Raw genomic sequence first — 23,552 nt, forward strand, 5'->3', positions numbered from 1 at the left:
CAATGCCGCTTTTGAAGCGCCGGGGCTTTTGTCTTCCGTAGCGGCAGGCTGTTCGGCGCAACCCCTTGCCCTGTCCGCAAAGCCGTGTGACGATGGCGCGACGTAGGGAGGCTCAACAAACGAGAAAGTGCCCGCGACGGCCGAACAGGCCGGCCGCCGCTTCAGGGAAAAACGCCTGAGTGGAGGTCAGCTCTCATGGGTAGTCGCGCCGGAGGAAGACGCACGGGACCGAAATGCATCGCCATCGTCGGTCCCTACGCCAGCGGAAAAACCACTCTCTTTGAAGCCCTTCTCGCCCGCACGGGCGCCATTTCCAAACAGCATCCGGTTGCATCCGGAAACACCGTCTCCGATCACTCCGCCGAAGCGAGAGCGCACGCGATGAGCGTCGAAGCGGTGTTCGCCACCACCGAATTCATGGGCGAGAGCATCACATTCGTCGACTGCCCCGGCTCGGTCGAATTCGCCTTCGAAGCCGAGCCCGTGCTCGCCGCTTGCGACCTTGCCGTCGTCGTCGCCGAGCCCGACGAAAAGAAGGTGCCGGCACTGCAGCTGATCATGCGCAAGCTCGACGATCTCGGCGTGCCGCGCATCCTGTTTCTCAACAAGATCGACAAGGCCTCCGCCGGCGTCCGCGACACGCTGAAGCTGCTTCAACCGGTCAGCCGCTCGCCGCTCTTGCTGCGCCAGATACCGCTGCGCAAGGATGGCGTCGTCGTCGGTTCGATCGATCTGGCGCTCGAGCGCGCCTATATCTACCGCGAGTACGCCGAGAGCGAAATCGCCGAGATTCCCGGCGACGAAAAGGCGCGCGAGCTCGAGGCCCGCTTCGCCATGCTCGAGACGCTGGCCGACCACGACGACCAGCTGATGGAGCAATTGCTCGAAGAGATCGAACCACCCAAGGACGAGATCTTCGACGACTTGGCGGCCGATCTGCGCGACGGATCGGTGACGCCCGTGCTCATCGGTGCTGCCGAGAAGGGCAACGGCGCGCTGCGGCTGCTGAAGGCGATCCGCCACGACGCGCCCGACGTCGAAGCGACGCGCAAGCGCATTGGCCTCGCCGACGGCAGCGCAGCCGTGGTGCAGGTGATGAAGACGATCCACACCTCGCATGCCGGCAAGCTTTCGGTGTCGCGTATCCTGTCAGGGCAGGTCAACGACGGCGTGGAACTGTGGCTGAACGCCAGCGACACGGCCAAGGTGTCCGGCATCTACCGCATGCTCGGCAAGGAACAGTCGAAGCTCGCCAGCACCGCTGCCGGCGACACTGTCGCCCTCGGCAAGCTCGACAATGCCGCGACCGGCCAGACCCTGACCGCGGCCAAGGGCGGAACCAGGCAACTGGTCACCCTCGACCCACCAAAGCCGGTCTATGCCTTCGCCCTGCGTCCCAAGGAACGCAAGGACGAGGTCAAGATGTCGGCGGCAATCCAGCGCCTGGCCGAGGAAGACCCCTCGCTGACCCTGCACCACAACCAGGACTCCGCGGAAACTGTGCTGTCTGGCCATGGCGAGATGCATCTGCGGGTCATCCGCGAGCGCCTCGAGGGACGCAACCAGATCGCCGTCGAAGGCCACGCACCCGCCGTGCCTTACCGCGAGACGATCCGCAAGGGCGCCCAGCAGCGCGGCCGCCACAAGAAGCAGTCCGGCGGTCACGGCCAGTTCGGCGATGTCGTCATCGAAATCAAGCCGCTGCCGCGCGGCAGCGGCTTCGAGTTCACCGACACCATCACCGGCGGCGTCGTTCCCAAACAGTACATTCCCTCGGTGGAAGCCGGCGTGCGCGATTTCCTGAAGACCGGCCCGCTCGGCTTCCCGGTGGTCGACGTCGCGGTCAACCTGTCCGACGGCTCCTATCATACCGTCGACTCCTCCGACATGGCGTTCCAGATGGCCGCCAAGATCGCCATGAAGGAAGGCATGGCGACCTGTTCGCCGGTGCTGCTCGAACCGGTGATGAAGGTCGAGATCTTCACGCCGTCCGACGCCACGGCGCGCATCATCGCTCTCGTGCCGCAGCGCCGGGGCCAGATCCTCGGCTATGATGCCCGCTCCGGCTGGCCCGGATGGGATGTGGTCGAGGCGACGATGCCACAATCGGAGATCGGCGACCTGATCATCGAACTGCGCTCAGCGACGGCGGGTGCCGCCACCTACCGGGCCGACTTCGACCACATGGCCGAGCTGACCGGGCGGCTTGCCGACGATGCGATGCATTCCGCAGGCAAGGCGGCATAGGTCCAGCTTCGTCGAGAAGCAGCGTATGCCCTCCCCTTCCGGGGAGGGCGAGCCGCGCGAGTTGATCGCCGCAGCTCCGCCCCGGCCAGCGGCCTGTCCCTGCCCGGCGGAAATGGCCCCGGCCCCGCTTCACGTTCTATTGATGGCATCGGTTGTAACGCGACGTCGTTCACCGACGTATGTGTTACGAGAGCGTTGAGTTCGCGCATGGCAAGGGAGACTTTTCCGGAGCATCTGGAGAACCGAGCATGGCATTCATTCACCGCCGTCCGTCCTGGTCGATCGCCGAGGCACAGGCGACGCCGGAGGACATGTTCCTCAACCGTCGCGCGATCCTTGCCGGCATGGGGATTGGCCTTGCAAGCCTGGCCATGCCCCGGCAGGCGCTTGCCGAGGAAGCCGACCCGACGGCCGAACTGTACCCGGCCAAACCCAACACCGCCTACAAGCTAGACCGCTCGCTGACGCCGGAAGCAATCAACGCCAACTACAACAACTTCTACGAATACGGCACCTACAAGGAGATTGCTGCCAGCGCGCAGCAGCTCAAGACGCGGCCGTGGGAAGTCGAAATCGGCGGCCTTGTCGACAAGCCGATGACCATTGCCATCGACGACCTGATCCGCAAATTCCCATTGGAGACGCGGCTCTACCGCCATCGCTGCGTCGAGGCCTGGTCGATGACCATCCCGTGGAGCGGCTTTCCGCTGAAGTCGCTGGTGGCCATGGCGAGTCCGAGCGCCGACGCCAAATTCGTGCGCTTCGAGACCTTCCTCGACCCCAAGATGGCGATTGGCCAGAACGACTTCGTCTACCCCTGGCCCTATGTCGAAGGAGTGACCATCGCGGAGGCGGCGCTCGATCTGCCCTTCCTCGTCACCGGCGCCTACGACAAGCCGTTGGCCAAGCAGTTCGGTGCGCCGCTGCGCCTCGCCCTGCCCTGGAAGTACGGCTTCAAGTCGATCAAGTCGATCCGCAAGATCGAGTTCGTCGCCGAGCAGCCGGTCGGGCTTTGGGAGGCGATCCAGCCAAGCGAGTACGGCTTCTGGGCGAATGTGAACCCGGAAGTGTCGCATCCGCGCTGGAGCCAGGCCAAGGAGCGCGTCCTGCACACGGGCGAACTCGTGCCGACGCAACTATTCAATGGCTATGCCGAGGAGGTCGGCCAGATCTATGCCGGCATGGACCCGGCAAAGCTCTACATGTGACCAGCTACGCCTTGGCCGCCTGCACCTGCCACCAGCACGGTCGCCCGTCCACGAACGAATGGCCGGTAGGCATCAGCTCTATGGCGTCGGGCACGTCGAATGCGCCGAGCAGCAACGCCACGACGGGCGCGTCGTCGATGGCGCCGAGTCGGCTGCTGCTTGACGCTCGGACTCAATCTCCGGCGCGTCGGTATCAACGTTTGGACGCAGCGTGAAACAGTCGGCGACCGGTGTCCGCTTGGCAAAGAAAAGCGGCGTCCGGACATGTTTCCGAACGCCGCTTTTTGCGGACCGTCCCGCGGGAGGCGGTACGGCAGGTCCGCCGCTTCGTGGCCAATCTCTAGATCGGCAATTTGCTGGACGCGGCGCGTTGCCTGAGCCTGGTGCGTTCGGGTGATGCCCCCATCTCCCGGCGCGCCATCACCGCGTCCATGGAAAAACTAGGCGCGTGAATGGATTCGAGGAACGTTACCCGAGGTTACATGTCACTGTTACGTGGCCGCGGATGCCACGATGGCAAAGGCAGCCGCGACATTTTTGGACGCGCCGGAGAAACGGCAAAGATGCTTGCTGAAACGTCCCATCATTGCCTCGCCCTCACCTGAACGCAGGTAACAAAAAAGCCGGATCCAAGAAGATCCGGCTGAGTTTGTTTGGAAGTGCCGATTAAGGCTAACCTCCAGAGGGGAACACTCGAGGGCGCTAATGGGAGGAGGAACGCGCCCTTGAGATGATTGTTATATGTGCTCTCCATGCCCAAGAAACAAGCATCTATTTTGCATCGCACGCATGCAAAAAGATGACGGCTGTGGTCCAACAATGTTAGAGGCCTCATAGGACCAAGATTTTGGCCGAAAATCGCCCCCTCGGCCATGCTGCAACGCACCGTGCCCGACCGTTTCTGCAAAGAAATCCGTCAAAACCTATGTTGCGATGCAATAGTGCCAAACAGGGCACGACAAATCCACGCTTGCGGCAGAAGCTGCGCCATTGGGCAGACTGCCGGCATTTTGCGTCCGGGCGATGAAAGGAAGTGCAGCGCATGCGCAAGGCTTCGGCGATAGCCGGCAGCATTGTCTTTTTCGGCGTGGCGCCCGGTGTCGTCGCCGGCCTGGCGCCCTGGCTCCTGGCCGGTCGCTACGGCGTGCCGCTGTCGCCATGGCCCGTCGCCGTTGCCGGCCTTCTGCTCGTCGTGGCCGGTCTTGCAGTGCTGCTGCATGCATTCGCACGCTTTGCCCTCGAGGGCCTCGGCACCCCTGCTCCCATCGCCCCGACCGACCGCCTGGTCGTCTCGGGCGCCTACCGCTATGTGCGCAACCCGATGTATGTCGCGGTGCTGTCGATCATCCTCGGCCAGGCAATCATGTTCGCACACTGGCCGCTCGTCGCCTACGCCGTGGTGGTCGGCGCTGCCATGATGGTCTTCGTGCGGGTTTACGAGGAGCCCGTTCTGGCGCGACGCTACGGCGCGCAGTACCTGGACTATTGCGCCCACGTTCCGGGCTGGCTGCCGCGCCTCACGCCCTGGCGGGGCGAAACGCCATAGGCCGCGCGGAGAGGCTTGCGCGGTCGGATGCTCGTTAGCGCATCGGCCCGAAAATCTGACCCCTATGTTCGGAAAGCACTATTCGCCAACTCAATAAGTTAGAGCGTCGTTTGTACGTCCATTCGGATGCACGGCTCTAGCGTCGGTCCGCAGCCCGGGCGGCGCTCAATAGGCCCAGCTGCGCGCCTTGGAAATCACGAAGTCGCGGAACACATGGAGCTTCGCCTGATCCCGCATGGTGTCGGGGTAAGCGAAGTAGGTGTCGAACGACGGCACCTCGGTTTCCGGCAGAAGCTGCACGAGGCCGGCATCCTTGCCCACCACATAGTCCGGCAGCATCGCAATGCCGGCGCCGGTCTGCACCGCGCGCTTGATCGACAGGATGTCGTTGATCTGAAGCGTCGGCACGCGCTGGCCGCCCTCGAAGTCGCCGACCGTTTCCAGCCAGTTCAGCTCGCTCAGATGCGTCGGCACCGGCACGCCGAATGTGACGATGCGGTGGTTCTTCAGTTCGGCGATCGACGCCGGCTTGCCGTATTTGTTGACGTAGGCCGGCGAGGCGTAGAGGTGGAAATGCACGGTGAACAGCCGGCGCTGGATCAGGTCGGGCTGCTGCGGCTGGCGCAGTCGGATGGCGCAGTCGGCCTGGCGCATGGTCAGGTCGAGCTCCTCGTTGGCGAGGATCAGCTGGACATGGATATCGGGATAGAGCTCGAGAAATTCCTGGATGCGCTCGGTCAGCCAGCCGGCCCCGAGGCCGACGGTCGTCGTCACCTTGAGCACGCCCGACGGCCGGTCCTTGGTTTCGGTCAGTCTGGTCTTGATCGTTTCGAGCTTCACCAAGACGTCGTGCGCCGTGCGGAACAGCATCTCGCCCTGCTCGGTGAGCACCAGGCCGCGCGCATGGCGGTGAAACAGCGGCACGCCGATGTCGTGCTCAAGCGCACTGACCTGGCGAGAGATCGCCGACTGCGACAGCCTCAGCGTCTCCGCCGCATGGGTGAAGGAGCCAGCCTCCGCCGCTGCGTGAAACACGCGCAACTTGTCCCAATCCAACGCCATGGTTTCCCCTCTTATGCTTGGCGTCTGGCCGGCCTATTCGGCCGCTTCGCGATGCACTTCAATTCCAGCCAGGTACTTTTCCGCTTCGAGCGCCGCCATGCAGCCAAGCCCAGCCGCGGTCACCGCCTGACGGTAGATGTCGTCGGTGACGTCGCCGGCAGCGAACACGCCCGGCACATTGGTGCGTGTCGAATTCGGCTCGGTCCACAAATAGCCATTCGGCTTCTGCTTGAGCTTGCCGATGAACAGCTCGACTGCCGGCGCATGGCCGATCGCCACGAACACGCCATCGGTCGCCATTTCGGTGATGGCCCCGGTGTGGACGTTCTTCAGCTTGACGCCATTGACCGACGGCGGCAGCGGCTTCTGCGCCGCGGCACCGACGATTTCTTCGACAGCATGGTCCCAGATCACCTTGATGTTGTCCTTGGCGAACAGGCGCTCCTGCAGGATACGCTCGGCGCGGAAATGATCGCGCCGATGCACGACCGTAACCGTCTTGGCGAGGTTGGAGAGATACAGCGCCTCCTCGACCGCCGAATTGCCGCCGCCGACCACAACGACATCCTTGCCGCGGTAGAAGAAGCCGTCGCAGGTGGCGCAGGCCGACACGCCGAAGCCCTGGAACACCTGCTCGGAGGGCAGGCCCAGCCACTTCGCCTGCGCACCGGTTGCGATGATCAGCGCGTCGGCGGTGTACAGCGTGCCGGAATCGCCCTTGGCGCGGAACGGCCGCACGTCGAGATCGACCTCTGTGATGATGTCGTGGATCATCTCGGTGCCGACATGCTCGGCCTGCGCCCGCATCTGCTCCATCAGCCACGGCCCCTGGATCGGATCGGCGAAGCCCGGATAGTTCTCGACCTCGGTGGTGATCATCAGCTGGCCGCCCTGCTGCATGCCGGCGACGAGCACCGGCTTGAGCATCGCGCGCGCCGCATAGATGGCCGCCGTGTAGCCGGCGGGGCCGGAACCGATAATGAGAACGGGCGCATGTTTGGCGGTCATCGAAGTGCCTTCATGGATCAATGGAAACGAATGGCGCCCCGATAAGGGGCGGATCAGCCACTAATCTAGGTGTTCACCCATGGCGGGCGCAAGGCGGCAAGATGTTACTCCCCCGAAAGCTTGACTGGCGCAGCCGCGTCACATCGCCGTAAGCGGGGCTTCCGCATTTCGTCTCGCCTGGGTTTCCCAACCGATGTGAGTAGTTTAGTTACAATGTCGCGCAAGATTCTTGCGCGAACACTGGAGCCCTTATGCCCATCAAGGCCGATCTCGACGCCATCGACTGGAAGATCCTGCGCGAGTTGCAGGACGACGGACGGATGACCAACGTCGAGCTTTCGCGGCGTGTCGGCATCTCGGCTCCACCCTGCCTGCGCCGGGTCAAGCGGCTCGAGGAAGAAGGCATCATCCAGCGCTACCGCGCCCTGCTCAACGCACCGGCGCTCGGCATGGACGTGGTTGCGTTTTGCCTCGTTGGCCTCAACCGCCAGTCGGAGGTCGACCTCAAGGGTTTTGCCGACCGCACGCGCGGCTGGCCCATCGTCCGCAGCGCCTGGATGGTATCGGGCGAATCCGACTTCATGCTCCACTGCGTCGCGCCCGATCTAGGCAGCTTCCAGACCTTCGTCATCGAGGAACTGACATCGTCGCCGAACGTCGACACGGTGCGCACCGCCTTGACCATCAAGCAGGTCAAGGACGACGGACTTGTGGCGATCTAAAGCGCCGTGCGTCCGAATGGACGCACAAAGGACCCTCTGACTTACCGAGTTGGCGCATCGTGCTTTCCGAAAATCGGGTCCGATTTTTTCGGGCCGATGCGCAATGACGCAATTGCGTCACCGTTCAACGGGACGCGACCTGCAAAAGCTCGTCTGCCGCGTCTGCTGGAAAGGTGAAACCACGTTTATCGAAACGGAATGCGTATCCAGCTTTGACCTTTAAGTCGGGCCAAAGCCGCAGTCGCGGCGCGGCCCAGCGGGCGCTTCAGTTCCCTGAAAAGCTTCTCGATGCCTTTTGTCTTGACGGGTTTGGGGCGCTCGATTGCCAACATGCTGGCCAGTTCGGAACCGGACATTCCCTTTTCTGACACGATGTCCTGAATACACACTGCCGGGTCCACCTGGTAGACCACCAGATGCCGCCAGGCGTGGGATGCCGGATCGAACATGAAAACGTCCACCGGCTCAGTAATCTCCGTACTCAACTCGAGCAGCTTGCGGGCGGCTCGACGGGAGATGACATAGGCGCCGGTTCCGAGATGCGCTTGGCGCAGCCTTCTGACCGACCTGCCCGAAACCGTTCCTGACTCGCATCTGTCTACGAACGTGCGAACCATGATCGTCTCGAGCTTGACGATATCCGCATCGTCCGGGATCCAGCTCGGGTCGGCCAGAATGGAGCCAGCATCCTCGCCGAAATGCACGTCATCCTCGAACACGACGCTGTATTCAGTGGGCGCTTCCGCGATTGCCTGCCAACACTTGATGTGGCTTAGAAAGCAGCCAATCTCGCCGTCGGCGAGCCGATATCCACCCCCACGCTCCGAGACTGGCCGCGCGGCAGGAGGCAATTGCCGACCATCGACCGCGGCAATGCGCGTGAACTCAAGACCCAGACTGTCGAACAGCGCGGACATGCGCTCCAATCGCTGGGGCGATCTGTCCAGGTTGATGACGAAGTTTTTCATTGTCACGAGGCCCGGCCTGAAGGCAAAGGTCCCGCATTCACCAAGGTCTCGATTTCAACCCTTTTGAAAACGGACCGACCGACGGCCACCAGCATTGCCATTCGAAATGGCTTCGCAAACTGCCTGCCAATGCGCGCCACCTCGTACACGAGCTTGGCTGTCCCCTTCCGCCTGGCAGATCTGGGATCATGCCGGTGAAATCGACGCCGATCGTCATCGATCTGGCTGGTCAAAGGACCGCCTAGCGCGCCCCCCGGGGCCCACATGTCCTGAACGCACAGCGCCGGCAGCATCTGCAGTACCTGCATTTCCGTCAGCAGTCCGCCGATCGAGGAAAACAAGATGACATCCGCTGGCTCGACATGCCGGCTCGTGTGTTCGAGCACCCTGACCGCAGTCATTTTGGATAGAAAGTAGCCGGCGGCCCCCAATTGGGCCGACTTCAGCTGCCTCAGTTCATGTCCAAGCGGCTTGCCCCAATTCCTGTAGGAAAGCTCGGCCCTGCCGAGATCGGTTTCGGCCCTTATCACCTCAGCATTCGCCGGAATCCAGCGATCTGACTTGAAGAAGTTTGCAGCATCGGCGGAAAGATGAATGTCGTCTTCCGCGACAAAACCCCACTCGTCATCGCCATCCGCGATCATCTGCCAGGCCTTGCGGTGGCTTTGAAGGCAGGCGATCTCCGCTGGAGACATGGAATTGACCCCCGACGACAACTGCCGCAGGCGTTCGACGTCCTGTTCCGGTATGCGTTTGGCATCGACTGCCGATACCCGCACGACGTCCAGATCCATGTGCGCCACCTGGCCCATGAACCATTCCAACCGGCCGGGGGACCGGTCGAGGTTGATCAAGTATATTTTCAAAGCACGATCTCTACCATGAATCGTACCCACGGCCCGAACCTGCAAGCAGCAGAGGGGGCGACAAGCCGGGGGCAGCCGACATTTCGCATTACATAAGACAGGTCAGCCCAAAATTTCAGCAAATTTTCGGCGCACGCCGTGTTTTCCGAAGGATAGTTCGCCCACACAGCCCGTGGCTTGCGACAACAACCGCGTGCAACCGGGCGCCAGATCCATGAGGATCGGACCCTCCTGCCCGGAGAAGCTCGAAATCGGCAACGTTTCCGGAATCATCAGCCAAAGCGTCGGCATCTCGCCGGAGCGCAGGGCTAGCCCTTGGCCCAGACCAGCTCATAGACCTTGCGCAGCCCCGCCGCTTCATTCTCGAGACGAAAGCGATGCGCGACGTCTTCGAGGCCAGCGGCGCCATGAGCATCGGCGAGCACAGGGTCGCCGAGGTAGGGCCTGATGGCCTCGCGGAGCGCGGCCCCATCGCCGGCCGCCACGACGGCGCCGGTGCGTCCCGGCGTGACGATCTCGGAATACGACCCGGCGTCGCTGGCGACAACAGCGGTGCGCGAGGCCATGGCCTCCAGCGGCGTCAGCCCAAAACCCTCGTTGCGCGACGGCGCCACGTAGAGCGACACGCGCCGGTACCATACCGCGACGTCGTCCACCTCGCCGAGAAGCAGGATGCGGTCCGAAAGCCCGGCAGCATCGATGCGCTGCCTGAGTTCGTCGGCAAAGCCCTTGTGCTCGGCGGTGACGCGGCCGGTGATGACAGCCGTCCACTCCGGATGGGCAGGCAAGAGTGCAATCATCGCATCGACGAAGAGGTCGGTGCCCTTGGAGTGACGGACCCGGCCAAAGCAGCCGATGGCAAATTTGCCCGGCAGCCCGGCAGCCGTGAACTCGTCATCGGGCTCACGTGCGGGATGGAACTTTTCGAGATCGACCCCGTGCATCACGACAGTGTGCGGCACTTCGAGAAAGCCGCCGGAAAGCCTGCTCGTGGCAATGACACCGTCCATCCGCCGGATCAGCCACTTGGTGAAAGGCTTGTGATCGCGTTGGGCGGCCGATGTGAAGACGAGCCGAATCGGGGCGCGCAGGAGATGACGCAGAACAATCCCCGCAGCCATCTCGGTGTTGCGTCGCGCGTGCCAGATGCGTGGCCGCTTTGACGCCGGCCGCCGGAATAGCAAGGGCAATTGCCACCAGCGCATCCTGGGCAAGCTGTCGGGCAGACCTGGCCCAACGACGGCAATGCCGATGTCGCGCGACTGCACCGGCACAAGTTGCACGATGGTGCTGGTGACGCCCGAAAGCCGCTTCTTGAGATTGGGCGCGACCACGTCGATATGCGCCATGTCGACCGCGCCGGACGTTGCGGCGCGGCTGTTTGATTGCGTCATCACTGCCTGGTCCGATACGGCGGCGGCCACGGCCGCCTGCGGCCTCAGATGAACTGAACCTGGACGATTTCGTAGCCGCGCGCGCCACCAGGTGCGTTGACCTCGACGGCGTCGCCAACTTCCTTGCCGATCAGCGCACGCGCGATGGGCGAAGAAATCGAAATCCGCCCGGCCTTCACGTCCGCTTCCTGATCGCCAACGATCTGATAGGTCTTTTCTTCTTCGGTATCCTCGTCGACGAGAACGACGGTGGCGCCGAACTTGATCTTGTCGCCATTGAGCTTGGAGACGTCGATCACCTCAGCGCGGGCGATCAGGTCCTCGAGTTCGTTGACCCGGCCCTCGTTGAGGCTCTGCGATTCCTTGGCCGCGTGATACTCGGCATTTTCCGAGAGATCGCCGTGCGAACGTGCCTCGGCAATGGCCTCGATGATACGCGGACGCTCTTCCTGCTGGCGCCAGCGCAGTTCTTCCTTCAGCGCAGCGAACCCACCCGCAGTCATCGGAACCTTGTTCATAGTCGACCTCTCCTGGCCTTTGCCTCGCGATTGCGTTTAGTTGCCGCAAGGCACAAAAAAAGAAAACGGTCCGGCAGCCTCGGCCAACGGAACCGTCTCACCTCAATTTCCGCTCAATATAGCAAGCCTGCGGCAGAATTCACGTCAAAAAATGAGGCGGCTGATTTCAGGAGGCCTCTGCTGGGGAAAATCCTTCTCGGCGCTCACCCGCTTGTGATTGCGCCCCGCCTGTTTGATGTTGTGCAAAGGTTGTCCTGTTCTGAAGCCAAGCTATGTTGACGCGATGGCTCCACGAACCGCACTTTCCCTTGTCTTGGTTGCCTTGGCGGCGACGGAAGCCCTGGCCGAAAGCCGCACCTTCGACACTGAAGCCGTCAAGGTGCGCGCCGACATCGTCGCGCAGGGTCTCGAGCATCCATGGGGATTGGCGTTCCTTCCCGATGGCGATGCCTTGGTTACGGAGCGCGAAGGCCGGATCCGCATATTGACCAAGGACGGGCTTTCGGCGCCCGTCACGGGCGTTCCCAAGGTCGCCGTCGGAGGCGAAGGCGGCCTGCTCGATATCGCGGTGGCCCGCGATTTCGACAAGAGCGGGTTGATCTTCTTTGCCTATGCGGATGCAGGACCGGGCGGTGTCGGCACGTCCGTTGCGCGCGCCAGGCTGGTGCGCGAGGGGCCGGATGCGCGGTTGGACGATCTCAAGGTCATCTTCTCGACGCCACGAATGGGCCGGGCCAGAACCCACTTCGGCACGCGCATTGTCGTCAATGACGATGGGACGCTGTTCCTGACGCCAGGGGATCTTGGAAGGAGCGACCGCGCCCAGGACATGCAGGACACCGCCGGCGCCGTGGTCCGCATCAACCAGGATGGCTCTGTCCCGGCCGACAATCCCGCAGTCGACGGCAAGGCGATGGCGCCAGAAATCTGGTCCAAGGGACATCGCAACATCCAGGGCGCGGCGATCGATCCGGTGCTCGGCGGCCTTGTCACCGTCGAGCATGGCGCGCGTGGCGGCGATGAGGTCAACCACCCGGAAGCGGGCAAGAATTACGGCTGGCCGGTCGTCACCTATGGCGTCGACTACTCGGGCAAGAAGATCGGAATCGGCACCCATGCCCCAGGCTACGAGCAGCCGCTCTACTATTGGGATCCGTCCATCGCGCCATCCGGCCTTGTCAGCTACCAGGGCAGGATGTTTCCCGAATGGAAGGGCGATCTGCTGGTCGGCGCGCTGAAATTCCAGCTGCTCAGCAGGTTGGAGCGCGACGACAGCGGCCAGATCACCGGCGAAGAGCAGATGTTACAGGGCGAGTTCGGCCGCATCCGCGGCGTGGTCGAAGCCCCTGACGGCTCGGTCTGGCTGCTCACGGACGAAGATGACGGTGCGGTGATCCGGCTGTCCAGGGGAGATTAGGGCATAGCGGGGCAGGAAAGCCCTACTGCCGCAACGCCCTGATCCCTTGGTTCTTAACCCCGCAAATATGCTTCAATCTGCTCCTCGAGCATTCCGTATTCGCGGCAGCCCTTGCCGCAACGCTTTTCGATCTCTGAAAGCTGTAGCCTTGCTGCCGCGACATCGCCGAGCATCAGGTGCGCCTCGCCCATATACTCGCGAACCAGCGTGTAGTCGGGGTCGTTGCGCAGCGCTTCCTGGTAGTAGCCGAGTCCGACCAGCACTCGCCCGGCCTTGCGGTGCGAATAACCGAGATAGTTGAGGATGCGTGGATCGGCCTTGTTGGAAGCCAGTGTCAGAACCTTGATCGCATCGTCATACTTGCCATCCATGGCAAGTGCCCGGCCGGCCGAATACAGCGAGTCATCATCGATCTTGCCGGCCTGCGGTGGCTCGCATTTCTGCGTTTTCTTGTTGTAGACGAGGCCGTCGCCGCATTTCGGTACTTCGGGCGGCGAACTTTCCCCGGCCGAAAACACCGGCACCGAAAGCAACGGCAGCGATACCATCGCGCCGGCAAGCAATTTCGCAAATCGCATCGCTACCTCCTGAGGTCTGCACAAGCAGGTTAACGCACGGGAAGGCCGATTTCATCCGAAAACAAGGCCCCTCAGCCGGGCCAACTCGCTTGTCCAACTCGCTTGTCCAACTCTTGGCATCGCGATTGTGGTTGTGCTCAGCCTTTGACGTAGGTTTCGATCTGCTCCGACAGCAGGCCGTATTCGCGGCAATTGGCGCCACATCGCCGTTCGATTTCCGCGAGTTGCCGGCGCGCGCCCACGACATCGCCAAGGGTCAGTCGAGCCTCGCCCAGATATTCGCGGACAGGCATGTAGTCGGGATCGTTGAGGATCGCTTCCTGATAGTAGCCGAGGCCGACCAGGATGCGCCCGGCCTTGCGATGCGAATAGCCGAGATAGTTGAGGATGCGAGCGTCGGTCTTGTCGGCGGCGAGCGTCAATACCTTGATCGCGTCGTCATACTTGCCGTCCATGGCCAGCGCCCGGCCCGCCAGATAGAGGCTGTCGTCGTCGATCATGCCCGCCTTGGGCCGCTCGCACTTCTTGGTTCTGCTGTTGTAGATCAGGCCTGTGCGGCACTTCACCTGGTCGCCACTGCCGCCTCCTCCGCCACCGCCACTGCCGCCTCCTCCGCCGCCGTCAGCGGATGTTGCGGGAACGGCAAACAACGGCAGCGCTACGATCGCGCCGGCGAGAAACGTCAGATATCGGGCTTGCATCGCCAAACTCCACCAATACGCCCTCCACAGAGGTCAACGCACGGGTGGTGCGGTTTCGTCCGGTCAGCCGCGGAAAATCAACGCTGCCCCACCGGCGATCAGTGCAAAGCCCATTGCATGGTTCCAGGTGATGCCTTCCTTCAGGTAAAACACTGAAAAGACGACAAAAACCGTGAGAGTGACCACCTCTTGAATGGTCTTCAGTTCGGCGGCGGAATAGATCTCATGGCCAATGCGATTGGCCGGAACGGCGAGCCAGTACTCGAAGAAGGCGATCAGCCAGCTGAAAATCACCGCCGCATAAAGCGGCGCTGCCTTGAATTTCAGATGGCCGTACCAGGCAAAGGTCATGAACACGTTCGATGCGATCAGCATCAACACCGGCAGGACCTTCGGCGACAGCAGCATTGCCATGGACAAAACCATATCTGGGGGAAAGGAGGCGTGTTTTTCAGGTCAGCGACGAGCACTGTCAATACTTCCGACATCGCCTGGACAACCAATTCGTGACGTTGCCGCCAAATGCGCTATCATCGCCGCGGGGCAGGCAACCGGGAGCATGCTCGTGCAGCAGCGGCGCGAAAAGGAATGGAACCTGACCATCGGTCCGGACACGGTCCGGCTGTTCATCCTCAAGGCCAAGGCGATCAGCGCCGGCGTCAACGAGGACTATGAGGCCGGCGCCGAACATGAGATCGAATATGACGGCGGCACCCGCGACAGTCACCACCATGACGGTCTTGCCGAAGAAGAGGAAGAAGACCTCACCGCCCGCGAATTGCGCGAACTGATCAACGATCTCAACGTCGACGAGGCCGCCGAACTCGTCGCGTTGGCCTGGCTCGGGCGCGGCGACTACGACGCATCCGAATGGCAGGAGGCGGTCTCCGACGCTCGCCAACGCTCCAACCGCCGCACCGCGAGATATCTGTTGGGAATGCCGATGCTCGGCGACTGGCTTGAGGAAGGGCTGGACGCCCTTGGCGCATAGGGCGCCATGCTGCCGGTGTTCGGTGACAACGCCGTCACCGAATTTGATGAAAGGCGTGACGGCGCTTCGGCAACCAGTATCTGGCCTGTTGCGTTGACCGGCGATGCACACATGCAAGCGCCGACTGCTTTCCCTGCTCATCACCTCGCCGATCGCGTTTTTCGCGGCGCACCCGCCGCCATTCCCAGCGCCGCAGACCCTGGCCGCCGACGCTGGAACGACGCTTCCACTGCGCGCCCCTGTACCCCTGTCAGCGCCAGCCCGGCCGGATAACCCTGCCGGGAGCACTCTACGGAAAAGCCCGATACCCACGCCGCAGCCACGCCCCGACCAGCCTCGGGAGGTCTTCGGTCCGCCCATCCCCGCCGATGCAGCGCCAGAGAAAAACATCGCGCTCGTGCCCATACCCCAGCCGCGCCCGAAAGCACCGGCCGGCAATGAGACGTTCGGGCCGCCGGCGCCAGGGATGCTACCCGACATACGCTCCCATGCCGAAAGCCCCGAGGTGATGCCCCCGGAAGAGATGGCATGCCGGGCCCGCCTCAAGACGCTTGGCGCCGAATTCGAGGACGCCGCGCCTCAGGCCAGCAAAGACGGCTGCGCCCTGCCCTTTCCGATCAAGCTCGAGCGCCTGTCGAAGACGGTCGACATCGAGCCTGACGCGACCATCAACTGCGCCGCAGCCGAGGCGTCGGCGCGCTTCGCCGAATCGGTCGTAGCACCCACGGCCAAAGCGACCTTCGGCGAAGAGCTCACCATGATCAGCCAGGCTTCCGCCTATGTCTGCCGCCCGCGCAACGGCACGCGCAAGCTTTCCGAGCACGCTTTCGGCAATGCCTTGGACATCGCCCGATTCACGCTCTCCAAGGGCACGACCATCGATGTCGAACCCGCGCCGCCGGAAAAGGCCGCCAAATTTCTCGCGGCCGTGCGCAAGGCGGCGTGCGGCCCGTTCAAGACCGTGCTCGGTCCCGGCAGCGACGCGGACCACGACCGGCACCTCCACCTCGATCTCGCGCCACGACGCAACGGCGGCACATTCTGCCAGTGAGGCCGCAATTCCGCCGCAGCCGTGAATCGCGACGCTGATCTTTCATTTACCGTTCGCAACTAGGCTTAGTCTCGATGCATGCAGCCGAACCGGGAATCGGCAACGAGCATGCGCGGACCGGACAACCCGCGGCATCCCTTGCGCGTATCGAGCGGCGGGCGCTGCGGGGAACAGGAGCTTTTACATGGCCGCAGACCAGCGCGCCGCACCCGCCATACCGGGCCGCTTGCAGCGCAAGCGGCTTGTGCTTGTCGCCGTGGCCCTTGCCGCGACCGGCCTTGGCGTCAGCGCGTGCACGACAGGCGATGTCTTTGCCCTGCAGCCGGCGGTCGATGTCGGCCAGACCGCGTCGCTGCCGATGGTCGAGGTTGCCCCCCAGCCTGCCCCAGTCATGGCTGCGTCGGCGTCCGACGCCCAAATGATGGCCTCGGTACCAGCGGCGATCGAGCCCACGCTCGACGCGCAGGCCGAGACGCTCGGCGAGATCGCCCCGGTAGCGCCACAGCCGGTCCAGACCGCTTCGCTTGCGCCGGCCCAGGGCCGTGGCATGCAGACGCTGGCGCCGTCCAACCCCTACATGGTCGCCTATCCCAAGCCCGAGGACCCCTCGACGCTGCAGCAGGCGGTTCCGCAGCGCGTGCCTGCCATGATGCCGGCCGACGAGGTCGATTGCCGCAACGATCTCAAGAAGCTCGACGTGCAGTACCGCGACCTGCCGTCGATCAGCGCTGGCGCGGCGTGCGGCATCGACTACCCGGTCAAGGTATCGGCCATCGGCTCGGTGCAGATGAAGCCGGCGGCGACCGTCACCTGCGCCATGGCGGCGAGCTTCGCCGCCTGGACCAAGCGTGAGCTCGTGCCGGCGGCCCGGCTGCGCTATTTCACCGGCGTCAAGACCATTCATCAGGGGTCGAGCTACTCGTGCCGCAAGATCGCCGGTTCGCGCACGCTGTCGGAGCACGGCAAGGGCAACGCGCTTGATATCATGCGCATCGAACTGAACAGCGGCCGCGACATCGAGGTCGAAAAGCCCGGTCTGTTCGCCTTCCGCACACGCGGCTTCCTCAATACCGTGCGCTCGGACGGCTGCAACTATTTCAACACAGTGCTTGGCCCGGGCTACAATTACGACCATCGCAACCACTTCCACTTCGACATCAAGCAGCGCCGCAACGGCTACCGCGCCTGCCGCTGATCCGAGCGGCCCCGCCGTCTTCAGCCTGGCTCGCGGCTGGTCAGTTGCCCTATATTTGGCGTAGATTACAGGCGGGCTGGTTGCTCAGACTTTGGCAAGCGCTGGGATCGGCGCGTGTCGCCCTGGCGGAGGGGCTCCGTGGTCAGCGCAAGAGTGCAACGACGGGCGAGCTTGTGGGTGCTGGCGTTTTGCGGCGGTTATCTGGCCCTCGCCTATTTTGCAGCTCCCGAATTCTGGTCGTATCGCGTCCTGCACGACGACATGAAGCCTGGTGTGTTTCTCACCACCACGACCCAGGGCATTCCGGGCGACCCGATCAACATCGGCCTGATCGGCACCGAAGAAGAGCTGAGCGGCGCGATGCGGGCCGCCGGCTGGAGCCGGGCAGACCCGCTGTCGTTGAAAGCCGACATCGAGATCGGCGAGAGCGTGCTTTTCGACCGGCCCGACCCCGACGCCCCGGTCAGCACGCTGCTGTTCGGCGGGCGGCCACAGGACTTTGCCTTCGAGCGCGATGTCGGAAAGAGCGCCGACGCCCGACATCACGTCCGATTCTGGCTCACCTTCGACCTGACCGACGACAGCCGCCCGACCTGGTTCGGCGCGGCGACATTCGATCGCGGCGTCGGCGTCAGCCACGACACCGGCCAGTTCACGCATCACATCGCCCCTGACATCGACGCCGACCGGGACCTGATCATCGCCGACCTGAAGGCCGCCGGTGCTATCGCTTCGGTGAAGGAAATCGATGGCATTGGCGCAACCAAGCACGGGCGCAATGGCGGCGGCGACCCGTATTTCACCGATGGCAAGATCGCTCTCGGCGTGCTGTCCCCCGGCAAGTAGAAGCCCCCAGCGCCATACCGAAAGAGTTTTCAGCACCACCTTCCCGAAACCGTCGTCGAGATGCTATTGAGCGACGGCTATGTTATATATAGAAATCGGTATCGTGGTCGTCCTCATCTGTGTGAACGGCCTGTTGGCAATGTCTGAACTTGCCATTGTTTCTTCCCGACCCGCTCGCCTCAAGGCGATGATCGACCGCGACGTCAAGGGCGCTGGGCGCGCACTTGAGCTCGGCGCCGATCCGGGCAAATTCCTGTCTTCCGTGCAGATCGGCATCACGCTGGTCGGCGTGCTGTCAGGCGCTTTCTCGGGCGCCACGCTGGGCGAACGCCTGAGCAGCTTCCTCGTCGCCAGCGGCATGAGCCTGGGCGCCGCCAATGCGCTCGGCGTCGGCGTCGTCGTCGCCATCATCACTTATGCGTCGCTGATCATCGGCGAGTTGGTGCCCAAGCAAATTGCATTGCGCGATCCCGAAGGCGTTGCCGTGCGTGTCGCGCCGGCAATGTCGCTGATCGCCAGGATCGCGCTGCCCCTGGTGTGGCTGCTCGACATTTCCGGCCGCTCCGTGCTCTGGCTTCTCGGCCAGCGCGGCGAGAGCGAGGAAAAAGTCACCGACGAGGAAATCAAGATGCTCGTCGCCGAGGCAGAGCATCACGGCACCATCGAATCCGACGAACGCCGCATGATCGCCGGCGTGATGCGCCTTGGCGACCGTGCCGTGCGCGCCGTCATGACCCCGCGCACCGAAGTCGACTGGATCAACCTGCAGGCCGACGAGACGGCCATCCGCAAACTCTTGATGGAAACCCAGCATTCGCGCCTTCCCGCGGGCGAGGGCTCTGTCGACGCCATGGTCGGTGTCATCCAGACCCGCGAACTGCTGGCCTCGCTGCTTGCCGGCCGCGCCTTCGACCCGCGCAAGCATGTTCGCACCGCCCCGATCGTTCACGATCAGGCCGATGCGCTCGACGTGCTCGCCACGCTGAAACAATCCGACGTGCCGATGGCGCTGGTGCATGACGAATATGGCCACTTCGAAGGCATCGTCTCCCCGGCCGACATCCTGGAGGCGATCACCGGTGTGTTCCGCTCGGATCTCGACGAAGACGATGTCGACAATGCCGTCCAGCGCGAGGACGGCTCGTGGCTGCTCGCCGGCTACATGCAGGCCGACGAGATGGCCGATCAGCTCGGCATCGATCTGCCCGACAGCCGCGACTACGAAACCGTCGCCGGCTACGTGCTGTCGCATATGCACCATTTGCCCACGACCGGCGAATGCGTCGACGCGCAAGGGTGGCGCTTCGAGGTCGTCGACCTCGACGGCCGCCGCATCGACAAGGTGCTGGCCTCGCGCCTGCCCGCGTCGCAACGCGAAACACGCTGACCCGGCTCACCCACGCACTCCCCTCGGGAAGCCGTTTCACGGTTCCGAACGATCAGAGAAAAGGGGTGGCTCGCGCCACCCCTGATTCCTTGGGAGGAATTGAAACAGATCGATCAGGCGGCTTTCGCCTCTTCGGCGATGACGTCGGCCTGGCGCGCGATCTTCAGCGCCTTGGCCCACCAGGCGATCTCGTCGACCAGCGCATTGGCGGACTGGTTGAGATGCTCGAAATCCGAAAGCTTCTTCTCGCCCTGGCGTACGGCGAGGAAATCGGCCCAGACGATGTGCACGGCGGCCTTGGTCGGCGCCATCTGCAGCTCGACGGCATGCATGCGCAGTTGCTCGACGGCCCGCGCACCGCCGACACCGCCATAACCGATGAAACCGGCAGGCTTCTTGTTCCATTCCTTCGCCGCGTAATCGAGCGCGTTCTTCAGCACGGCGGTCGGGCCGTGATTGTATTCGGCGGCTGTGAAGACAAAGCCGTCGAACTCGGCGACCTTCTTCTGCCAGCGCTGGGCGACCTCGTTCTGGGACGGCGCCCATGCCGAGGACGCGACCTCGTCGAAGAACGGCAGCGGAAAATCCCTCAGATCGACGATCTCGACCTCGATGTCGGAATGGGCCTTGGCGATCTTGGCGAACCACTCCACGGGTACGTCGGCGAAGCGGGCAGCGCGCGTCGAGCCAACGACGATGGCAATCTTGGACTTGGACATGGTAGGAACCTCTCTGTAGGTTACTCGGTATCTCGGACGAACTTGGTATCTGTTTGATACCTGCACTATATTGGTGACCGAGAAACGCTTGCACAAGGAGGCACTTTTTTGATGCCGAGGCACCCGCACCGCACCGAAGACTGCCGCGCCGTCAGCGATATCCTGCAGCGCGTCGGCGACAAATGGACCGTGCTCGTCGTTGGCAAGCTCGGTGATGGGCCGATGCGCTTCAACGAGCTTCGCCACGCCATCGGCGGCATTTCGCAAAAGATGCTGACCACGACGCTGCGCGGCCTGGAGCGCGACGGCTTCGTCTCCCGCACCGTGTTCGCGACTATTCCGCCGCGCGTCGACTACGAGCTCACCGACCTCGGCCGCGAGCTGCTGGTCCCAGTGTTCGCGCTCGGCGAATGGGCCCGCCTCAACCAGGACCGCGTCTCCGAGGCACGGATGAAGTTCGACGCGACGGTTGGGTGAGCGGAATTGCGATGCAACTCGGATGGAACGAAGTCGCAGAAGCCGTACAGCAACTGTTCTGGTCAAAGGAACGCGAGTTCTCGCCGGAGACGATCAGAAACGCTGAGGACTTCATCTTGCATGCGAGAGTGTGCCTGGCACCACCCGAGCACATTGGGCCGGGATACTGGCCAACGCTCCAGCTCGGATGGGACCGCTCACCTGCGATATCGGTAGAGATATTCGACGGCTCGTACGAATTTTACCGGATACATGACGGTAAGACCGATATCTTCGAATTTGCCCATGCCCCTGGCGAGCCCTTCCCGGAGAAGCTGGACGAACTGCTTACTTCAGCCTGCGCCCAACTTCCGAAGGCGGACTAAGACCTACTCCGCAGGCACCGGCTTTGGCCGGCCCTGCCCGTCCAGCGCCACCATCACGAAATCGGCGTCGGTGACCTTTTCCATCAGGTCGGAAAGATAGCGCTGCGCCCAGGCCTCGACCTTGAGCGTCATCGAGGTGCGGCCGACGCGCTCGACATGGGTGTAGATGCATAGCGTGTCGCCGATCTTCATCGGCTTGGCGAAGGCCATCTCCTTGACCGCTGCGGTGACCACGCGGCCACGTGCGCGCTCGGCGGCGCGGATGCCGCAGGCAAGGTCCATCTGCGCCATGACCCAGCCGCCGAAAATGTCGCCGGCAGCGTTGGCATCCGACGGCATGGCGAGGGTCCTCAGGGTCAATTCGCCCAGCGGCTTGCCATCCGCATACTGCACCATCGCTCAACTCCCCGGGATTCGTTTGCAGCTCAACCCGTATCGTCCGAGCACGCGACGCGTCAACGCGCTTTACCGAACATCGCCAGTCGCATATTTCACAAGCCATGCCGGAACCTCCGGCGTTGCGCCAATCGGCGGGCGCTAGTCTGACGCCGACTTTCAATCGGACAGGCGGCCAGCCGTTTCCATGCAGACTTTCGATTTCATTGTCGTCGGCTCGGGCTCCGCCGGTTCGGTGGTTGCCGAACGGCTGTCAGCCAGCGGCCGCTTTTCAGTGCTCGTGCTCGAGGCCGGCGGCACCGACCGCCGCTTCTTCGTCCAGATGCCGCTCGGCTACGGCAAGACCTTCCACGACCCTGCAGTCAACTGGAACTACGCCACCGAGCCCGACCCCGGCCTGCTTGGCGCCTCCGACCACTGGCCGCGCGGCAAGGTGCTGGGCGGATCGAGCTCGATCAACGCGATGGTCTGGATCAGGGGCGCGCGCGAGGATTTCGATACCTGGCGCGACGCCGGCAATCCCGGCTGGGGCTTTGACGACCTGTTGCCCGCCTTCAAGGCGATCGAGGACAACCAGGCCGGCGCGAACGAGCTGCGCGGAACCGGCGGCCCTGTGCATGTCACCGACAACCGCAAGAACATCCATCCGCTGACGAACCGTTTCCTCGCCGCCGCCCAGCAGGCCGGGCTGCCGCTGAATCAGGACTTCAACGGTCCGGTCCAAGAGGGCGCAGGCGTTTATCAAATCACCACCAGGGACGGCCGCCGCATGTCCGCGGCGCGCGCCTTCCTGCGTTCGGCGATGAAGCGCCAAAACGTCCGCGTCGAGACCAACGCGCTGGCCACGAAAATCCTGTTCGACGGCAAACGCGCCGTCGGCGTCGAGTATCGCCAGGACGGCCAGACCAAGACAGCCCGCGCCGGCAGGGAGATCATCGTCTCCGGCGGCTCCGTCAACACGCCGCAACTGCTGCAACTGTCCGGCGTTGGCCCCACGGCCCCGCTTGGCGACCTCGGCATCCCCATCGTGCACGCCAACGACCATGTCGGCCGCAACCTCCAGGACCACCAGGGCATCAACTATACCTGGAAGGCCAGGGTGCCGACCCTCAATCAGATCCTGCGCCCGTGGTGGGGCAAGATGCTGGTCGGCATGCAGTATCTCGCGCTGCGTTCCGGTCCGCTGTCGATGAGCATGAACCAGGGCGGCGGCTTCTTCCGCACAGACGGCAACCGCTACCGCCCCAACATGCAGCTCTATTTCCAGGTCTTCTCGACCGTCATCCCCAAACGCGGCGAACGGCCGATCCTGTCACCCGATCCGTTCCCGGGCTTCTCGATCGGCCTGTCCAACTGCCGTCCGTCGAGCCGTGGCGAGATCATGATCCGCACCGCCGATCCGACCGTCCAGCCGCGCATCACCGTCAACGCCTTTTCCACCGAAAGCGACGTGGCCGAGATGCTCGATGCGGTCAAGTTCCTGCGCAAGCTGGGCTCGATGCCGCCGATTGCGGAGATCATTGCCGAAGAGGTTTTGCCAGGCCCGTCAATCACTTCCGACGCCGACTTGATTCAGGATTTCCGCAAGCGCTCGGGCACCGTCTACCACCCCGTCTCGACCTGCCGCATGGGACCGGATCCCGCGTATTCGGTCGTCGATGCACGGCTGCGCGTCCATGGCCTCGCCGGCCTGCGCGTCATCGACGCCTCGATCTTCCCCGACAACATCACCGGCAACACCAACGCCGCCTCGATCATGACCGGCTGGAAGGGGGCTGCGATGGTGCTGGAGGATGCGGGGTGAACAAATTCGACCTTTGGCGCTGCCTCTCACCCTTACCCTCTCCCCGTGAAGGACGGGGAGAGGGAGGCTTCAACGTTGCGGCCAGC

The 23,552-nt window shown here is 63.3% G+C and carries 24 protein-coding genes; 13 read left to right on the forward strand and 11 right to left on the reverse strand.

The features are described 5' to 3' along the window. The first annotated feature begins 195 nt into the window (after nt 1–195). From PCJ21_RS06515 to PCJ21_RS06525, 3 genes are all read left to right on the forward strand, one after another. The gene (locus PCJ21_RS06515; protein ID WP_269930560.1) at nt 196–2,247 is read left to right on the forward strand and encodes an elongation factor G; all 2,052 of its coding nucleotides are present in this window, start codon (nt 196–198) and stop codon (nt 2,245–2,247) included. Nucleotides 2,248–2,495: 248 nt separating this feature from the next. Beyond that, complete coding sequence (gene msrP, locus PCJ21_RS06520) at nt 2,496–3,455, forward strand: protein-methionine-sulfoxide reductase catalytic subunit MsrP (RefSeq protein ID WP_269930561.1); 960 nt, start codon at nt 2,496–2,498, stop codon at nt 3,453–3,455. Between the two features lie 1,042 nt (nt 3,456–4,497). Then, complete coding sequence (locus PCJ21_RS06525; protein ID WP_269930562.1) at nt 4,498–5,001, forward strand: methyltransferase family protein; 504 nt, start codon at nt 4,498–4,500, stop codon at nt 4,999–5,001. 165 nt (nt 5,002–5,166) lie between these two features. On the opposite strand, the gene PCJ21_RS06530 is transcribed toward PCJ21_RS06525, so the two are convergent. Together PCJ21_RS06530 and trxB are read right to left on the reverse strand one after the other, a co-directional pair. Then, nucleotides 5,167–6,063 (reverse strand): LysR family transcriptional regulator, encoded by an 897-nt coding sequence (locus PCJ21_RS06530; RefSeq protein ID WP_269930563.1) that lies wholly within the window; start codon nt 6,061–6,063, stop codon nt 5,167–5,169. Between the two features lie 33 nt (nt 6,064–6,096). After that, nucleotides 6,097–7,071, reverse strand: coding sequence for a thioredoxin-disulfide reductase (gene trxB / locus PCJ21_RS06535; protein ID WP_269930564.1), 975 nt, complete (start codon nt 7,069–7,071; stop codon nt 6,097–6,099). A 251-nt stretch (nt 7,072–7,322) separates the two neighbouring features. Between trxB and PCJ21_RS06540 the strand changes: the two genes are divergently transcribed. Further along, on the forward strand, nt 7,323–7,793 hold the full coding sequence (locus PCJ21_RS06540; RefSeq protein WP_269930565.1) for an Lrp/AsnC family transcriptional regulator: 471 nt from the start codon (nt 7,323–7,325) through the stop codon (nt 7,791–7,793). A gap of 185 nt (nt 7,794–7,978) precedes the next feature. On the opposite strand, the gene PCJ21_RS06545 is transcribed toward PCJ21_RS06540, so the two are convergent. The 4 genes from PCJ21_RS06545 to greA all read right to left on the reverse strand — a co-directional run bounded on the left by PCJ21_RS06545 (nt 7,979) and on the right by greA (nt 11,539). Continuing rightward, entirely contained in the window at nt 7,979–8,761 is a 783-nt protein-coding gene (locus PCJ21_RS06545; protein WP_269930566.1) for a glycosyltransferase family 25 protein, read from the reverse strand. A 2-nt stretch (nt 8,762–8,763) separates the two neighbouring features. Continuing rightward, entirely contained in the window at nt 8,764–9,615 is an 852-nt protein-coding gene (locus PCJ21_RS06550; RefSeq protein WP_269930567.1) for a glycosyltransferase family 25 protein, read from the reverse strand. Between the two features lie 320 nt (nt 9,616–9,935). Next, the gene (locus PCJ21_RS06555; protein WP_269930568.1) at nt 9,936–11,021 is read right to left on the reverse strand and encodes a glycosyltransferase family 4 protein; all 1,086 of its coding nucleotides are present in this window, start codon (nt 11,019–11,021) and stop codon (nt 9,936–9,938) included. A gap of 44 nt (nt 11,022–11,065) precedes the next feature. After that, entirely contained in the window at nt 11,066–11,539 is a 474-nt protein-coding gene (greA, locus tag PCJ21_RS06560; protein ID WP_269930569.1) for a transcription elongation factor GreA, read from the reverse strand. A 283-nt stretch (nt 11,540–11,822) separates the two neighbouring features. Between greA and PCJ21_RS06565 the strand changes: the two genes are divergently transcribed. Then, on the forward strand, nt 11,823–12,956 hold the full coding sequence (locus PCJ21_RS06565; protein WP_269930570.1) for a PQQ-dependent sugar dehydrogenase: 1,134 nt from the start codon (nt 11,823–11,825) through the stop codon (nt 12,954–12,956). A gap of 53 nt (nt 12,957–13,009) precedes the next feature. Here the strand turns inward: PCJ21_RS06565 and PCJ21_RS06570 are convergent, their stop codons facing one another. The 3 genes from PCJ21_RS06570 to PCJ21_RS06580 all read right to left on the reverse strand — a co-directional run bounded on the left by PCJ21_RS06570 (nt 13,010) and on the right by PCJ21_RS06580 (nt 14,649). After that, on the reverse strand, nt 13,010–13,534 hold the full coding sequence (locus tag PCJ21_RS06570) for a tetratricopeptide repeat protein (RefSeq protein WP_269930571.1): 525 nt from the start codon (nt 13,532–13,534) through the stop codon (nt 13,010–13,012). A 137-nt stretch (nt 13,535–13,671) separates the two neighbouring features. Further along, on the reverse strand, nt 13,672–14,235 hold the full coding sequence (locus tag PCJ21_RS06575; RefSeq protein WP_269930572.1) for a tetratricopeptide repeat protein: 564 nt from the start codon (nt 14,233–14,235) through the stop codon (nt 13,672–13,674). Nucleotides 14,236–14,298: 63 nt separating this feature from the next. Beyond that, on the reverse strand, nt 14,299–14,649 hold the full coding sequence (locus tag PCJ21_RS06580; RefSeq protein ID WP_269930573.1) for a DMT family protein: 351 nt from the start codon (nt 14,647–14,649) through the stop codon (nt 14,299–14,301). 151 nt (nt 14,650–14,800) lie between these two features. Here PCJ21_RS06580 and PCJ21_RS06585 point away from each other — a divergent pair, with 151 nt between their 5' ends. The 5 genes from PCJ21_RS06585 to PCJ21_RS06605 all read left to right on the forward strand — a co-directional run bounded on the left by PCJ21_RS06585 (nt 14,801) and on the right by PCJ21_RS06605 (nt 19,705). Continuing rightward, nucleotides 14,801–15,226: a DUF3775 domain-containing protein gene (locus PCJ21_RS06585; RefSeq protein ID WP_269930702.1), complete on the forward strand. Its 426-nt coding sequence runs from the start codon at nt 14,801–14,803 to the stop codon at nt 15,224–15,226. A gap of 103 nt (nt 15,227–15,329) precedes the next feature. Next, the gene (locus PCJ21_RS06590; RefSeq protein ID WP_269930574.1) at nt 15,330–16,277 is read left to right on the forward strand and encodes an extensin-like domain-containing protein; all 948 of its coding nucleotides are present in this window, start codon (nt 15,330–15,332) and stop codon (nt 16,275–16,277) included. 184 nt (nt 16,278–16,461) lie between these two features. Beyond that, nucleotides 16,462–17,472 (forward strand): extensin-like domain-containing protein, encoded by a 1,011-nt coding sequence (locus PCJ21_RS06595; protein ID WP_269930575.1) that lies wholly within the window; start codon nt 16,462–16,464, stop codon nt 17,470–17,472. A 138-nt stretch (nt 17,473–17,610) separates the two neighbouring features. Then, complete coding sequence (locus tag PCJ21_RS06600) at nt 17,611–18,318, forward strand: LssY C-terminal domain-containing protein (RefSeq protein ID WP_269930576.1); 708 nt, start codon at nt 17,611–17,613, stop codon at nt 18,316–18,318. A 79-nt stretch (nt 18,319–18,397) separates the two neighbouring features. Then, nucleotides 18,398–19,705, forward strand: coding sequence for a hemolysin family protein (locus tag PCJ21_RS06605; RefSeq protein ID WP_269930577.1), 1,308 nt, complete (start codon nt 18,398–18,400; stop codon nt 19,703–19,705). Between the two features lie 113 nt (nt 19,706–19,818). Here PCJ21_RS06605 and PCJ21_RS06610 read toward each other — a convergent pair whose 3' ends face one another. Next, on the reverse strand, nt 19,819–20,424 hold the full coding sequence (locus PCJ21_RS06610; protein WP_269930578.1) for an NADPH-dependent FMN reductase: 606 nt from the start codon (nt 20,422–20,424) through the stop codon (nt 19,819–19,821). 108 nt (nt 20,425–20,532) lie between these two features. On the opposite strand from PCJ21_RS06610, the gene PCJ21_RS06615 reads away from it, so the two are divergent. Beyond that, nucleotides 20,533–20,901, forward strand: a complete 369-nt coding sequence (locus PCJ21_RS06615; RefSeq protein WP_269930579.1) for a winged helix-turn-helix transcriptional regulator — start codon at nt 20,533–20,535, stop codon at nt 20,899–20,901. 11 nt (nt 20,902–20,912) lie between these two features. Further along, nucleotides 20,913–21,266, forward strand: a complete 354-nt coding sequence (locus PCJ21_RS06620; protein ID WP_269930580.1) for a hypothetical protein — start codon at nt 20,913–20,915, stop codon at nt 21,264–21,266. 3 nt (nt 21,267–21,269) lie between these two features. On the opposite strand, the gene PCJ21_RS06625 is transcribed toward PCJ21_RS06620, so the two are convergent. Continuing rightward, a complete protein-coding gene (locus tag PCJ21_RS06625; RefSeq protein WP_269930581.1) occupies nt 21,270–21,662 on the reverse strand; it encodes an acyl-CoA thioesterase in 393 nt (130 codons plus the stop codon). A 187-nt stretch (nt 21,663–21,849) separates the two neighbouring features. Between PCJ21_RS06625 and PCJ21_RS06630 the strand changes: the two genes are divergently transcribed. Further along, nucleotides 21,850–23,466: a GMC family oxidoreductase gene (locus PCJ21_RS06630; protein WP_269930582.1), complete on the forward strand. Its 1,617-nt coding sequence runs from the start codon at nt 21,850–21,852 to the stop codon at nt 23,464–23,466. The last annotated feature ends 86 nt before the right edge of the window (nt 23,467–23,552 follow it).

Source organism: Aminobacter sp. HY435 (assembly GCF_027568395.1).
In the GTDB taxonomy this organism is placed as follows: Bacteria; Pseudomonadota; Alphaproteobacteria; order Rhizobiales; family Rhizobiaceae; genus Aminobacter.